Here is a 15,033-nt window from a genome sequence, read left to right as displayed (position 1 = left end):
ATATCCCAGGTCGTTTAGCTCAGCTGGGAGAGCACCTCCCTTACAAGGAGGGGGTCACTGGTTCGAGCCCAGTAACGACCACCATGCTTTGAAAAAATGATACAGATGGGTCGTTAGCTCAGTCGGTAGAGCAGTTGACTTTTAATCAATTGGTCGCTGGTTCGAATCCAGCACGACCCACCATCATTTAGCCATATCCCAGGTCGTTTAGCTCAGCTGGGAGAGCACCTCCCTTACAAGGAGGGGGTCACTGGTTCGAGCCCAGTAACGACCACCATGCTTTGAAAAAATGATACAGATGGGTCGTTAGCTCAGTCGGTAGAGCAGTTGACTTTTAATCAATTGGTCGCTGGTTCGAATCCAGCACGACCCACCATCATTCAGCTTTATCCCAGGTCGTTTAGCTCAGCTGGGAGAGCACCTCCCTTACAAGGAGGGGGTCACTGGTTCGAGCCCAGTAACGACCACCATGACTTGTAAACAAAAAGGCCCGCACTCCAATGCGGGCCTTTTTGTTTTAGCTTCATCTGGCACCTTATCTGGTGAGCACGATTTGTTGATGGGTTTGTGCGCGGCTTCTGGTTATAATTTTGGCCTTTCCAAGCGTTGATGGAACAGTCGCAATGAGCAATGCACTGAGCAGTGTCCCTCCGGTCATCGAGATGGACTATCCCTTTCCGGTCAAACCGGCTCCCCTGACTGCCGAACAGAAGGCTTCCCTGATCACCGAGATCAAGGCACTGCTCGAGGCGCGTCAGGCCGTGCTGGTTGCCCACTATTACACGGACCCCGAGATCCAGGCGCTGGCCGAGGCCACCGGCGGTTTCGTCGGCGACTCCCTCGAGATGGCTCGCTTCGGTCGTGATCACGCCGCACAGACCCTGATCGTGGCCGGTGTGCGCTTCATGGGGGAGACCTCCAAGATCCTGAGCCCCCACAAGCGGGTGCTGATGCCGACCCTGGAGGCGGAGTGCTCCCTCGATCTGGGCTGCCCCATCGACCAGTTCTCCGCCTTCTGCGATGCCCATCCCGACCATATAGTCGTGGTCTATGCCAATACCTCGGCGGCGGTGAAGGCACGGGCAGACTGGGTGGTGACCTCCAGCATTGCGCTGGAGATCGTCGAGCATCTGGACAGCCAGGGCCACAAGATCATCTGGGGCCCGGACAGGCACCTGGGCGCCTACATCGAGAAGAAGACGGGAGCCCAGATGCTGCGCTGGCAGGGGCACTGCATCGTCCACGACGAGTTCAAGGCCAAGGCCCTGCGTGAGCTCAAGGCCCAGAACCCGGATGCGGCCGTGCTGGTGCACCCGGAGTCCCCGGCTTCCGTCATCGAACTGGCGGATGCGGTGGGGTCTACCAGCCAGCTCATCAAGGCGGCCCGTGAGCTGCCCCAACAGAAGCTGATCGTGGCGACCGATCGCGGCATCTTCTACAAGATGCAGCAGGCCTGCCCGGACAAGGAGATGGTGGAGGCGCCGACCGGTGGCGATGGTGCCACCTGCCGCAGCTGTGCCCACTGTCCCTGGATGGCGATGAACGGCCTGGTGGCGATCAAGGAGGCACTGACCGATGGCGCCGAGCGTCACGAGATCCTGGTGGACGAGGAGTTGCGGGTGAAGGCACTGATCCCGCTGGATCGGATGCTGAACTTCGCTGCCGAGCTCAAGCTCAAGACCCAGGGCAACGCCTGATCTTCTCTGATTACAAGATGCAAAGAGGGCTCCCGCGGGAGCCCTCTTTATTTCTAATGTCCCGTCCTGAATATGGTTTACACCTTTCCCCCAAATAAATGGAGAGCCCGATGGGACAAGGTGAGAAACGAATACAGCGCGATTACTCGCTGACTTTTAAACTGGCCCTGGTCCAGCAGATTAAAAAAGGTGAGCTGACCTATCTGCAGGCACAGACTCGTTATGGCATTCAAGGCAACTCGACCGTGCGTACACTCGGTGAGTAGGACTGGAGCCAGAGGGCTTCTGTGCGCGCCGGCAGAGGAGCGTCACCATGCCTGACCCCAGCAACCAGACTCCCGAACAGCGTGTCAAGGAACTCGAGCAGCAATTGGTGCTTATGAACTAGAAGGCCCAGTTCTTTGAGGCCGTGGTCGACGTATTGCAGAACGGCTACGGCGTCACCATCGTAAAAAAGCGACCCGGCAAGTCCTCTCACTGCGGCACGTCGACAAGCTGACCATCGTCAGGGCTTGCCGGTTTCTCAGGATAAGCCGTCAGGCTTACTACAAACGCAATCGGGTGGCCGACCAGCGCGATGCAAAAGGGCTACACGTGGGGCGATGTTCGATGACAGCTGGATATGACTGTTACTAGAATGCGTTGGCGGAGTGGGTAAACGGTATTTTTAAAGGGGGGGCTGCTGTTACAGAGCCCGCAGGACCTGGCGCAAGCGCGGTAGATGGTGCGTGAGGCGGTGGAGATTTACAACCTAGATCGACCACATCAGGCATTGAAATACAGAGTCCCCGATGTAGTACATCGGGGGGGCGGAGTGACAATAAGCTAGCCGAGAATGTATAAACCTATTTCAGGACTAGGCACAGGAGATGTGTTCAGTCCGCCTCGGGAAGGTCGTGAGACTGGCTTGGCACACGGCATCTGACTCCCCGGTGATCAGCGCGGTGCTGCAATTGAACTCGGTAGAGAATCGTCTCTCAGCCCTGCTCGGGAAAGTAGCGCTCGAGCAACGCCATAAGGATGGCCTGACACTCGGCGTCCGGCTCGCCGGTGATCAATGCGGGGCGGAAATGGAGCTGGAAGGCACGCATTGCGGCGTGGCTCTGCTCATCCCAGGCGCCACTCGGCAGGATACCGTAGCCGTAGCGGGCGAGCTGCTGCTGCCAGGCGAGGGCATTCCAGACGGGGGGCGGCTGCTGGCGCAGGGCTGCGACTCTGGCCTCGTCGGGCCAGGCACCGACGCCATGGTGCAGGGCTAGTTCGCGCCAGGGGAAGTGAGGGCCGGGATCCTGCTTGCGTTCGGGGGCGATGTCGCTGTGGGCCAGCACCTGGGTGGGGGGAATGTGGTAGCGCTGAACCAGCTCCTGGCTGAGAGCGCCGAGGGCGGCGATCTGGGCCCGGGTGTAGGGTTGCCAGTGCCTCAGGTGAGCGGGGAGGGCCGCTTCTTTCTCGTCATAGCCCAGATTGACTATCTCGATGCCCAGCGAGCTGGCATTGAGCCCGGCATACTGATGCCAGCGGCTGCGACCGGCGTGCCAGGCGCGCTGGCTGTCGGGCACCAGTTGGTAGACGGGAAGCGGCCGTTCGTCGGTGTCGCGGGGGATCAGGTAGTGGGCACTCACCTTGTGTTCGGGTTCAGTCAGCAGGCGCAGGGAGCGGGCGTCATCCTCGTCGGTGTAGTGGAGGATCAGAAAGGCGATACGTTCATTCTGGTTGGCACTGGTATGGCGGGTGGATAGCTCATAAGGTGCCGGTTGGCAGGCGCCAAGCCCCAGCAACAGGCTGAGTGACAGCAAGCTGGTGCGGCATTTACCTGGCCAGGGGGAACAGGAAAACAGGGATGGCCAGCGCGGCCTGCCGCCCAGGCGGAATGACGGGGGGCAGGCGCGCTGGCCCATGGCTCAGGCGCGCCGTCTGGCGGTGACGCGCGCGCGCGGGCTCATGGTTCGGACCTGTACTTGGCGGTGAGGCCGATGAGGAAGTTGCGCAGGATCTGATCCCCGCAATCCTGATAGTGCTTGTGATCCTTGGCGCGGAACAGGGCGCTCAGCTCGGACTTGGAGAGGTTGAAGTTGGCGAGCTTGAGGGTGCCCAGCATGTCTTCTTCCTTGTAGTTGAGGCCGATGCGCAGCTTGCGCAGGATCAGGTTGTTGTTGATCCGGTTCGGGATCACCTGGGGCGGGGCATCTTCCCGCACACCGCGGCGCACGACGATGAAACCGTCGAGGAACTGGCTAAGTGCCGCGTCCGGGCAAGGGACAAAGCCCGGGTCCTGCTCTTCCCCTTCCGCCGCCTCTTTCAGCAACCAGCTGTGGAGCTGGGCGTGAGTGGCGGTCAGGTTGCCCTTGGCAAACATCTCGACCATCTGATCGTTGCTGATGGTAAGGGCGTAGCGCAGGCGGCGCAGAATATCGTTGTTGGTCATGTTGACTCCTGTGGAAACGGCGCGATTTTACCATCTGCGGGCCTCGCAGTCAGAAAAAGCGCCTCATTCGATCAGGGCCAGGTAGCGAGGGGCCTCCCGCTTCACCTGTTCCAGGGCATCTTGCAGCTCCAGCAGCTCGGGTTCGAGCTCGCTGACGGCCACACCGTCGCGCAGTTGCTGCTCGAGCTGGGAGAGCAGGCGTTGCAGGCCGGGCACCCCTGAGTAGGCACAGCCGCCGTTGAGGCGATGGAGCTGGGCCAGCACTTCGTCATCCTCCACTCCGCCCGTCAACGCGGCTTCCAGCATGGGCTCCACCTCGTCGAAGCTGGCCAGCAACATGGTCAGCATCTCTTTGGCGAGTGCCTCTTTGCCCGCCGCCTGGCGCACCGCCAAGGCCCAGTCTATCTGTTGATCCCCCTGGTTCTGATGGCGCCTGTGGGCGAAGTCGGTGATGAGCTGTGCCAGCATGCCCTCGTCGATGGGCTTGGACAGGTAGTCGTCCATGCCTTGGCGGATCAGCCGCTCTCGTTCACCCGGGATGGCATGGGCGGTGACCGCGACGATGGGGGTCTCGGTGTTGAGGGAGTGATGCCGAATAGCCTGGGTGGCGCTGATGCCATCCATGACGGGCATCTGGATATCCATGAAGATGATGTCGAACGGCTGGCTCTGGGCCAGGTTGACCGCCTCCTTGCCGTTCTTGCACACCACCACCTCGGTCACCATCTCCTTGAGCATGGCGGCGATGAGCTTGAGGTTGGCCGCATTGTCATCCACCGCCAGCACCTTGACGGCTTGCACCCGGCGAGGCGTCGGCGCGGGCAGCGGCGTTCGCCTGGCCGCTTCGGGGGAGAGCAGGGCGTGCAGCAGTTTGCGGTGGTTGATGGGCTTGGAAAGGCAGTGGGCGGCCCCATGGGCCAGCATGGCGTCATAGAGCGCCGGCTCGTGGCTGCTGAGCAGCACTATGGTGTTCTGTTGCCCGCTGAGGCCATCGAGACGGGCTATCACCTGTTGCGGGGTATGCAGGGTACTGCCGCCGATGATCACCATGTCCTGGCTGCCCATCTCCGGCCAGCCGTCTGCCATGGTCAGCGACTGCACATCCAGTTGCCATTCAGCCAGCAGGGAGAGCAGGGAGGCGTGGGTGAAGGGGTCCGGCTCCAGCAGCCAGACCCGCTTGCCCAGGATGCGATCCAGCGGCAGCCGTTCGGTCTGGGGCAGGGGAGAGACCTCCAGCTCCAGATTGAACGAGAAGACGGAGCCCTTGCCAAGCTCGGACTCGAACCGGATCTGACCACCCATCTGCTGCACCAGCTTCTGGGTGATGACGAGGCCGAGCCCGGTGCCTCCATAGCGGCGGGAGATGGAGGAGTCGGCCTGATTGAAGGCCTGGAACAACTGGCGCTGCTGCTCTTCCGAGATGCCGATGCCGGTATCCCGGATGAGCACCCGCAGGCGAACCTTACTGCCGTTGGGGGCCCCGGTCTGCTCGACGCGCACATCCACGTTGCCGCGCTCGGTGAACTTGATGGCGTTGCCGGTGAGGTTGGTCAGCACCTGTTGCAGGCGCATGGGGTCGCCGGTGAGATAATCCGGCACGGCGGCGTCTACCTGCAAGGAGAGCTCAAGTTGCTTGTCATGGGCACTCGGCCCCAGCAGGTGCATGGTCTCGTTGAGGGTGTCGCGCAGGCTGAACGGTATATGCTCGAGCTGCAGCTTGCCCGCCTCCAGTTTGGAGAAGTCGAGGATGTCGTTGATGATGCCGAGCAGGTTGCGCGCCGACTTCTCTATGGTCTGCATGTAGTCGGTTTGACTCGGTGTCAGGCTGGTTTTGAGCAACTGGCGGGTGAAGCCGATGACGCCGTTGAGTGGGGTGCGCAGCTCGTGGGACATGTTGGCCAGGAACTCGGATTTGACCCGCGCAGCCTCCTGAGCCCGCTTCTTCGCCATGTCGAGCTCGACGTTCTGGATCTCTATCTGCTCGAGCGTCTCTCGCAGATCCGAGGTCGCCTGATCGATGTTCTGCTGCATCTCTTCATGGTATTCGGAGAGCGCCTTGGCCATGGCATTGATGCCGTTCTTCAGCATGTCCAGCTCGCCGGTGAGCTGACCGCTGACCCGGGTATCGAGGCGACCCTCCCTGATCCTGTGCACCGCCTGCACCATGTCGGTGATGGGCTGGGTCACGCTCTTGACCAGGCGAAAGCCAAACAGGGTACTTATGGCGAGGCCGATGAGCACGATGATCACCGCGAAGAAGGCGTCGCGATACTGCAGGACGATGGCCCTGTCGGTGGCGAGCTGCATGGAGATGTAGCCGATGACAGGCGGCTCCAGATCGCTCGGCAGGGGGAAGCCGTCCAGGCTGGTCTCGGCCTGGATGGGGGTGCGCAAGATGATGTCATCGCCGTTGAAAGAGACGCTGGTCAGCGCCGGGATGGCGCTGCCATCGGGCAGGCGCAGCTGGCTGAAGTCCCTGTGGTAGTTGGACGTCACGAACAGCTGGTTGTCCTGGGTGAAGACGGCGATGGACTTGATGAAGGGGGAGTTCTTGCGATGGGTCAGCCCGATCAGCCGCTTGAGCGACTCACGGCTGTGCTGGGTCATGCCGTATTCACTGGCGATGGCCAGGGGCTCTATGATGTTGATGCCCTGATCGATCAGGTTGTTTTCCAGCTGATGGTAGCGGTGGAAGGTAAAGTAACCGGCGATCAGGCCGCCGATGATCAGGGTTGGCAATATGGTAAATGCCAGTACACGGGCTCTGAGGCCGTACTTGGTCATGCTGATAAACCGCCGGCAAACATGATGCAGACCATAGCCCTGGGAGCGTGTGGGCGCAGGGGGAGGGCTGGCAATACAGGCGATGTCACCGTACGGGCGCTCAGGCCGTATCCTGTCATATCAATGGGCCACTTATGGTCAGATTGGGCAATGGTGCAGAGGCTGCAGCTCGGGCCCTCAGGCCGCATTTGGTCATACTATTATTCTTGTGGGACAATGGCCTGCTGCAGATTCCACAATCATGACATAGCCACCTATAGGCACCAAGTTTTATGGCCCAGTTTTTCAAGCCCCAAAAGAAATCAACCCAGCCCCAACGTATTGAATTTACGATAGACAGTCTGGACCACCACTGTGTCGGTGTCGGCCGTCATCAGGGCAAGGCCATCTTTGTCGAAGGGGCACTCCCCGGTGAGCTGATCAAGGCTCGCATCGTCGATGACAAGAAGCACTATGCCCACGCCGCCCTGCAACAGATAGTGACCCCGGCGGCCAATCGCATCGATCCCTTCTGCCCCCATTATCGCGAGTGCGGCGGTTGCAGTGCCCAGCATCTCGGCGAAGCGGATCAGCAGGCGGTCAAGGAGGCCGGGCTGGTCAGCCTGTTCGAGCGCCTTGGCAACATCAAGGCACCGGCGCTCGAGCCCGTGCTCAAGGGAGAGTCCCGCAGCTATCGCCGGGTCTGCCGTCTCGCCATCAAGTTTGACAAGAACGGTCGCTGCACTCGTGTGGGGTTCCGTCGCCGTCAATCCAATGACCTGGTGGAGGTGGCGGGCTGCCCCGTGCTGGCCGACCCCCTCTCTGCCCTCATCACCCCGCTGCGCGAGTGCCTCAATCGTTTGAAGAGCCAGCGCGAGCTGGGGCATGCGGAGCTCATCCAGGCCGAACAGGGCATCATGATGCTGCTGCGCCACACAGGTCGCCCCAACGAGGCGGATCGCGCCCTGCTGGTGGCATTTGCCGAGGCCCAGGGGATCGATCTCTATCTGCAGGCGGCGGATGAGCGCATCGAACCCCTGCGTCAACAATTTCAGCCGAGCTACACCCTCGATGGCCTGTCTCTTGCATTCGCCCCTGGCGACTTCATTCAGGTCAACGGCCCCATCAACCAGAGCATGGTGACCCAGGCGCTGGCGTGGCTGGGGGCGACCAAGGACGACAAGGTGCTGGATCTCTTCTGTGGCATCGGCAACTTCACCCTGCCGCTGGCCCGTCAGGCCCGTGAAGTGGTGGGAGTCGAGGGGGAGCTCGCCATGGTGGCCCGTGCCGAGGAGAACTCCCGTCGCAACGGCATCGACAACGCCCGTTTCTACAAGGCGGATTTGAGCGGCGACATCGTCGGCATGTCCTGGGCGCGGGAAGGCTTCGATCTGGTGTTGCTGGATCCGGCCCGGCCCGGGGCGCTGGAAGTCATGAGCCACGTGGCGGCACTTTCGCCCAAGCGGGTGGTCTATGTTTCCTGTAACCCTGTCACCCTGGCCCGGGACAGCCAGGTGCTGGTGAAGGGGGGTTATCGACTGGCTCGCCTGGGGATGCTGGACATGTTCCCCCACACCGGTCATCTGGAGTCCATGGCGCTGTTTGAACGGGATTGAGCAGGCTGTTTTGAGATTGCCGGTGCTGCGTTTTGTCGGCCTTACGATGCCGGTAGCGCTGTTTGCGCAGGGGTGATTAGGGTAATCTAGATCTGCAAAAATGGGCCTGATGTGCGAGAGAAACCTGTTACCGGGATCGGCAACATGCCTTGAAAACTCTCTCGCGCATCCCCATTTGAGGCAGTCATCAGCTGATGAGGGGATGGCAGAAAGCATCGGCTTTCGGCCCCACAATTTTAAGGATTGATACCATGGTTGCGGTGCGCGAAATTCATTTGAAAGACAATTTCACTCTGGAGGAGTGGGTCAGTTCCCTTACCCTGAGTGAAAGCGACAAGAATCAACTGCGAACCGTCTACCAGTACTGTCTGACGCTTGGCGACGAGGCGCTCACCAACCGCCTGCTGGTGCGTGGCGTCGAGATGGTGGGCATACTGCTGATGCTCAGCATGGATCTCGCCACCCTCAAGTCGGCCATTCTCTATCCCTTCGTCGAAGCCGGCCTCATCAAGCAGGAGAAGGTGAACGAGGACTTCGGTCCCAAGATCGCCAAGCTGGTGGAAGGGGTGCTGGAGATGGAGGCCATCCGCTCTCTGCAGACCCTGCACCGCAGCGAGACCTCCCCGGAGCAGGTGGACAACGTGCGCCGCATGTTGCTCGCCATGGTGGAGGATGTGCGCGCCGTCGTCATCAAGCTGGCGGAGCGGATCGCCTGCCTGCGGGAGGCCAAGCTGGCGGATGAGGAGACCCGGGTGCTGATGGCCCAGGAGATCACCAACATCTATGCGCCCCTTGCCAACCGCCTCGGCATCGGTCAGCTCAAGTGGGAGCTCGAAGATCTCGCCTTCCGTTACCTGCACCCGGATACCTACAAGCAGATCGCCAAGCAGCTCGACGAGAAACGACTCGATCGGGAGCGCTACATCCGCGAGTTCGTGCAGTCCCTGCGCGATGCGCTTGCCGAAGCCGGGGTCGAGGCCGAGGTCTATGGCCGACCGAAACACATCTACAGCATCTGGCGCAAGATGCAGAAGAAGCACCTCGAATTCAACGAGCTGTTCGACGTGCGTGCGGTGCGGGTGATCACCAAGCGGCTGCAGGATTGTTATGCGGCGCTCGGCATCGTCCACACCCATTTCCATCATATTCCCCGCGAATTTGACGACTATGTCGCCAACCCCAAGCCCAACGGCTACCAGTCCATCCACACAGTGGTAGTGGGGGAGGAGGGGAAGACGGTGGAGATCCAGATCCGCACCGAGCAGATGCATCAGGATGCCGAACTCGGCGTGGCGGCTCACTGGCGCTACAAGGAAGGGGCCCAGGCTGCAGCCAAGACCAGTACCTTCGAAGACAAGATCGAGTGGCTGCGCAAGCTCCTCGCCTGGCAGGAGGATCTCTCCGAGAGCGGCTCCCTGCTGGACGATCTGCGCAGTCAGGTGTTCGAGGACAGAGTCTATGTGTTCACCCCCAAGGGGGACGTCATCGACCTGCCGGCGGGGGCCACCCCGCTCGATTTTGCCTATCACGTTCACAGCATGATCGGCCACCGCTGCATCGGGACCAAGGTGGATGGCCGCATAGTGCCCTTTACCTACACGCTGCAGACCGGTGATCAGGTGGAGGTGATCACCCAGAAGGAGCCGAACCCGAGCCGCGACTGGATGAACCCCAATGCAGGCTTCCTGCGCTCCAGCCGGGCGCGGGCCAAGGTGGCGACCTGGTTCAGAAAGCTGGATCGGGACAAGAACATCGCCGCCGGCAAGGAGCTGCTGGAGAAGGAGCTGGACAGGCACAACCTGACGCTCTCCAAGGTGGACAAGGTGGTGCTGGAGCGCTTCCATGCGGAGGAGCTGGAAGATCTGCTGGCCGGGATCGGCAGCGGCGACATCCGCATCAACCAACTGCTCAACTACCTCGACACTCGTTACAACAAGCCGACGGCGGAGGAAGAAGACCGCCGCCTGCTGGAGAAGCTGGAGCAGAAGGCCAATGCGCCCTTCCGCCCCAAGGCCAAGGATCACATCGTAGTGGAAGGGGTCGGCAATCTGATGACCCACATTGCCCGCTGCTGCCAGCCCATCCCGGGGGACTCCATCCAGGGTTTCATCACCATGGGTCGTGGCGTCTCCATCCACCGGGAGGATTGCGAACAACTGAAAGAGCTGTCGCGCCGCAACCCTGAGCGACTGATCGATGCGGTCTGGGGGGAGAACTACTCCGGCGGTTATGGCCTCACCATCCGCATCCTCTCCAACGACAGATCCGGCCTGCTGCGTGACATCACCACAGTACTGGCCAACGAGAAGATCAACGTGATGGGGGTGCGCTCGCGCTCCAACGTGCGCGAGCAGACCGCCGAGATCGACATGGAGCTGGAGATCTACAATATCAACGCCTTTAACCGGGCCTTGGCCAAGCTCAGCCAGCTCAACGACGTGATCAGTGCCAAGCGCCTCTGATACCCGATAAATAGTGACCGGCCCCCGTGGCCGGTTGTGCTTTATGACCCTTCTTGAACGAATCGAAAGCGAAGATCCCATGTCCCAACGTTACGACCTCCCTCAATTGCTCGACATCATGGCTCAACTGCGCTCCCCGGACGGGGGTTGCCCCTGGGATCTCAAGCAGAGCTTCCAGACCATAGTGCCCCACACCCTGGAAGAGGCCTACGAGGTGGCCGATGCCATCGAGACTCAGGATTGGGATGGATTGAAGGGGGAGCTCGGGGATCTGCTGTTCCAGGTGGTCTTCTACGCCCAGCTTGGCAAGGAGCAGGGACTGTTCGATTTTGCCGACATAGTCGATGCGGTGAGCGAGAAACTCATTCGCCGCCACCCCCATGTGTTCTCCGATGCGGACCTCGGTGACGAGCAGGCGGTCAAGGTGAACTGGGAGGCGGAGAAGGCCAAGGAGCGGGCCGCGCTGGATAAAGAGAGCGTGCTCGATGACATCCCCCTCTCGCTGCCGGCCCTGACCCGGGCCGCCAAGATCCAGAAGCGCTGCGCCACCGTCGGTTTCGACTGGAAGACGCTCGGGCCGGTAGTGGACAAGATCCACGAGGAGATCGAGGAGGTGATGGAAGAAGCGCTGATGGTCGATGTGGACGAGGCACGGGTAAGCGACGAGCTCGGTGATCTGCTGTTTGCCACCGTCAACCTGGTGCGCCATCTGGGCAAGGATCCCGAGCAGGTGCTGCGGGGTGCGAACGCCAAGTTCGAACGACGTTTTCGTCAGGTTGAGCAGTTTATTGCAGCGGAAGGGCTGAAAATGACGGATTGCACCCTGGAGAAGCTGGATGCAGCCTGGTGCCGGGCCAAGGAAACCGAGCAAAGTTGATTTGGCGCAAGACGAGGGAGCGGCGAGCCTGATAGATTTTTGTTCATTGTTTGGGAGAGGGGGTTTTGGTATACTGTTTCCCCGTCCTGCTTCATCCCCGAAGCACCCCTTAAAATTCCCTAAACTTCTTTCAGGTTCAGCATGACGACAAAATATATTTTTGTAACTGGTGGCGTTGTTTCATCCCTCGGCAAAGGCATTGCCGCAGCTTCTCTGGCAGCCATTCTGGAAGCCCGTGGTCTGGATGTGACCATCATGAAACTGGACCCCTATATCAACGTGGATCCGGGCACCATGAGCCCGACCCAGCACGGTGAAGTGTTCGTAACCGAGGACGGGGCTGAGACCGATCTGGATCTGGGCCATTACGAGCGTTTCATCCGCACCAAGATGACCCGTCGCAACAACTTCACCACCGGCCGCATCTATGCCGACGTGCTGCGCAAAGAGCGTCGTGGTGACTATCTGGGCGCCACCATCCAGGTCATCCCGCACATCACCAACGCCATCAAGGAGCGGGTGATTGCAGGCGCCGAAGGCCATCAGGTGGCCATCGTCGAAGTGGGCGGCACAGTGGGCGATATCGAGTCCCTGCCGTTCCTCGAAGCCATTCGTCAGCTGGCTGCCGAAGTGAGCCGCGACAATGCCATGTTCATGCACCTGACCCTGGTGCCTTATCTGGCCGCCGCCGGCGAGGTGAAGACCAAGCCGACCCAGCACTCCGTCAAAGAGCTGCTCTCCATCGGGATCCAGCCAGATGTGCTGATCTGTCGCTCCGATCGCGCCATCCCGGCCAACGAGCGAGCCAAGATCGCCCTGTTCTGCAACGTGCCAGAGCGCGCCGTCATCTCCATGAAGGACGTCGACTCCATCTACAAGATCCCGGCCCTGCTCAAGTCCCAAAATCTGGATGACTACTTCATCGCCCGTTTCGGCCTGGAGTGCAAGGAAGCCGACTTGTCCGAGTGGGAACAGGTGGTCTACGAAGAGGCCAACCCGACTGCAGAAGTGACCATCGGCATGGTCGGCAAGTATGTCTCCCTGCCGGATGCCTACAAGTCCGTCAACGAAGCACTCAAGCACGGCGGCCTGAAGACGCGTCTTTCCGTCAACATCAAGTACATCGACTCCCAGGACATCGAGACCCGTGGCTCCGAGCTGCTGGAAGGTCTGGACGCGATCCTGGTGCCGGGTGGCTTCGGTGAGCGTGGCGTGGAAGGCAAGATCCTGGCCGCCCAGTATGCCCGTGAGAACAAGATCCCTTACTTGGGTATCTGTCTCGGCATGCAGGTTGCCATGATCGAATTCGCTCGCAATGTGGCGGGCATGGCAGGGGCTCACTCCTCCGAATTCAAGAAAGATTGCGCCTATCCGGTTATCGGCCTCATCACCGAGTGGGTGGATGAAGAGGGCAACGTCGAGACCCGTACCGAGAAGTCTGATCTGGGCGGCACCATGCGTCTGGGTTCCCAGCTCTGCCACCTGGTGGAAGGCTCCAAGGTGCGCCAGATGTACGGCAGCCCGACCATTTACGAGCGTCACCGTCACCGTTACGAGGTGAACAACAAGCTGCTGCCGCAGATCGAAGCGGCCGGTTTGAAGGTGACCGGTCTTTCCGCCGACAAGAAGCTGGTGGAAATTATCGAGATTCCGGATCACCCTTGGTTCGTGGCTGCGCAGTTCCACCCGGAGTTCACCTCGACTCCCCGTGATGGCCACGCCCTGTTCGCCGGTTTTGTTAAGGCGGCAGGCGAGTATCAGAAGCGTAATTTGAAGTAATTGAAAATAAATGCGGTTGGGGCTCTGTGCCGCAGCCGCTTTTTTTGGCATATTTTTGTTGTTTTTTTACGAAACCTGAGGAAATACACATGTCCAAGATCGTTAAAGTGATCGGTCGTGAAATCATCGACTCCCGTGGTAACCCGACCGTTGAGGCCGAAGTTCACCTGGAAGGTGGTTTTGTTGGTATGGCAGCCGCTCCGTCTGGCGCGTCCACCGGTTCCCGCGAAGCGCTGGAACTGCGTGACGGCGACAAGAGCCGTTTCCTGGGTAAAGGCGTGCTGAAAGCCATCGAAGCCGTAAACGGCCCGATCGCTCAGGCTCTGCTGGGTAAAGATGCCAAGGACCAGGCCGCTATTGACCAAATCATGATCGACCTCGACGGTACCGAGAACAAATCCAAGTTCGGCGCCAACGCCATCCTGGCCGTTTCCCTGGCTAACGCCAAAGCCGCTGCTGCTGCCAAGGGCCTGCCGCTGTACGCCCACATCGCCGAGTTGAACGGCACCCCGGGTGTCTACTCCATGCCGCTGCCCATGATGAACATCATCAACGGTGGTGAGCACGCCGACAACAACGTCGACATCCAGGAGTTCATGATCCAGCCGGTTGGCGCCAAGACCCTGAAAGAAGCCATCCGCATGGGTGCCGAAGTCTTCCACAACCTGGCCAAGGTACTGAAGTCCAAGGGCTACGCCACTGCAGTAGGCGACGAAGGCGGTTTCGCACCGAACCTGAAGTCCAACGCCGAAGCGCTGGAAGTGATCGCCGAAGCCGTTGCCGCTGCCGGTTACAAGCTGGGCACCGACATCACCCTGGCCATGGACTGCGCTGCTTCCGAGTTCTACGACGCAGCGAAGAAAGAGTACAACCTGAAGGGCGAAGGTCGTATCTTCACCTCCAACGAGTTCTCTGACTACCTGGCCGACCTGACCACCAAGTTCCCGATCGTCTCCATCGAAGATGGCCTGGACGAATCTGACTGGGAAGGCTTCGCCTACCAGACTGCTGAACTGGGCAAGAAAATCCAGATCGTGGGTGACGACCTGTTCGTAACCAACACCAAGATCCTGAAGCGCGGTATCGACAACGGCATCGCCAACTCCATCCTGATCAAGTTCAACCAGATCGGTTCCCTGACCGAAACTCTGGCTGCCATCAAGATGGCCAAGGACGCTGGCTACACCGCCGTCATCTCCCACCGCTCCGGTGAGACCGAAGACGCGACCATCGCCGACCTGGCCGTGGGTACCGCTGCTGGCCAGATCAAGACCGGTTCCATGAGCCGTTCTGACCGTGTTGCCAAGTACAACCAGCTGATCCGTATCGAAGAAGCCCTGGGTGCCAAGGCTCCGTTCCGCGGTCTGAAAGAAGTCAAAGGCCAGTAATTACTGCCTGCAATTCTTAAGCTGTT

General features: G+C 60.2%; 9 protein-coding genes, 5 tRNA genes and 1 pseudogene. 12 read left to right on the top strand and 3 right to left on the bottom strand.

All coding sequences use genetic code 11. The features are described from left to right. Positions 1-8: 8 nt before the first annotated feature. The 7 genes and pseudogenes from PG898_RS15265 to PG898_RS21365 all read left to right on the top strand — a co-directional run bounded on the left by PG898_RS15265 (position 9) and on the right by PG898_RS21365 (position 2,526). Positions 9-84, top strand: a tRNA-Val gene (locus PG898_RS15265). Between the two features lie 23 nt (positions 85-107). Further along, positions 108-183, top strand: a tRNA-Lys gene (locus tag PG898_RS15260). Positions 184-201: 18 nt separating this feature from the next. Beyond that, positions 202-277: transfer RNA gene (locus tag PG898_RS15255), tRNA-Val, on the top strand. A gap of 23 nt (positions 278-300) precedes the next feature. Then, a tRNA-Lys gene (locus tag PG898_RS15250) sits at positions 301-376 on the top strand. A gap of 18 nt (positions 377-394) precedes the next feature. After that, positions 395-470 (top strand) — tRNA-Val (locus PG898_RS15245). Positions 471-623: 153 nt separating this feature from the next. Beyond that, positions 624-1,697 (top strand): quinolinate synthase NadA, encoded by a 1,074-nt coding sequence (gene nadA, locus PG898_RS15240; protein ID WP_270824529.1) that lies wholly within the window; start codon positions 624-626, stop codon positions 1,695-1,697. A 110-nt stretch (positions 1,698-1,807) separates the two neighbouring features. Continuing rightward, positions 1,808-2,526: pseudogene (locus tag PG898_RS21365) on the top strand (integrase core domain-containing protein). Between the two features lie 148 nt (positions 2,527-2,674). Here the strand turns inward: PG898_RS21365 and PG898_RS15220 are convergent. From PG898_RS15220 to barA, 3 genes are all read right to left on the bottom strand, one after another. After that, positions 2,675-3,595, bottom strand: a complete 921-nt coding sequence (locus PG898_RS15220) for an N-acetylmuramoyl-L-alanine amidase (RefSeq protein ID WP_270824527.1) — start codon at positions 3,593-3,595, stop codon at positions 2,675-2,677. A 41-nt stretch (positions 3,596-3,636) separates the two neighbouring features. Then, positions 3,637-4,122 (bottom strand): DUF1456 family protein, encoded by a 486-nt coding sequence (locus PG898_RS15215; RefSeq protein ID WP_270824526.1) that lies wholly within the window; start codon positions 4,120-4,122, stop codon positions 3,637-3,639. A gap of 63 nt (positions 4,123-4,185) precedes the next feature. Further along, positions 4,186-6,906: a two-component sensor histidine kinase BarA gene (gene barA / locus PG898_RS15210; protein WP_270824525.1), complete on the bottom strand. Its 2,721-nt coding sequence runs from the start codon at positions 6,904-6,906 to the stop codon at positions 4,186-4,188. 272 nt (positions 6,907-7,178) lie between these two features. On the opposite strand from barA, the gene rlmD reads away from it, so the two are divergent. The 5 genes from rlmD to eno all read left to right on the top strand — a co-directional run bounded on the left by rlmD (position 7,179) and on the right by eno (position 15,007). Continuing rightward, positions 7,179-8,501, top strand: coding sequence for a 23S rRNA (uracil(1939)-C(5))-methyltransferase RlmD (gene rlmD / locus PG898_RS15205; protein WP_270824523.1), 1,323 nt, complete (start codon positions 7,179-7,181; stop codon positions 8,499-8,501). Positions 8,502-8,752: 251 nt separating this feature from the next. Beyond that, positions 8,753-10,963, top strand: a complete 2,211-nt coding sequence (gene relA / locus PG898_RS15200) for a GTP diphosphokinase (protein ID WP_005332770.1) — start codon at positions 8,753-8,755, stop codon at positions 10,961-10,963. A 79-nt stretch (positions 10,964-11,042) separates the two neighbouring features. After that, positions 11,043-11,840, top strand: coding sequence for a nucleoside triphosphate pyrophosphohydrolase (mazG, locus tag PG898_RS15195; protein ID WP_042648737.1), 798 nt, complete (start codon positions 11,043-11,045; stop codon positions 11,838-11,840). Between the two features lie 141 nt (positions 11,841-11,981). Then, positions 11,982-13,619: a glutamine hydrolyzing CTP synthase gene (gene pyrG / locus PG898_RS15190; RefSeq protein WP_270824522.1), complete on the top strand. Its 1,638-nt coding sequence runs from the start codon at positions 11,982-11,984 to the stop codon at positions 13,617-13,619. Positions 13,620-13,708: 89 nt separating this feature from the next. Then, positions 13,709-15,007 carry a phosphopyruvate hydratase gene (eno, locus tag PG898_RS15185; RefSeq protein WP_270824521.1) on the top strand — a complete coding sequence of 433 codons (1,299 nt, stop codon included), beginning with the start codon at positions 13,709-13,711 and terminating at the stop codon, positions 15,005-15,007. Positions 15,008-15,033: the final 26 nt, after the last annotated feature.

Source organism: Aeromonas sp. QDB31 (genome assembly GCF_027707605.1).
GTDB lineage: Bacteria > Pseudomonadota > Gammaproteobacteria > Enterobacterales > Aeromonadaceae > Aeromonas > Aeromonas media.
This window is presented reverse-complemented; position numbering and strand designations above follow the sequence as displayed.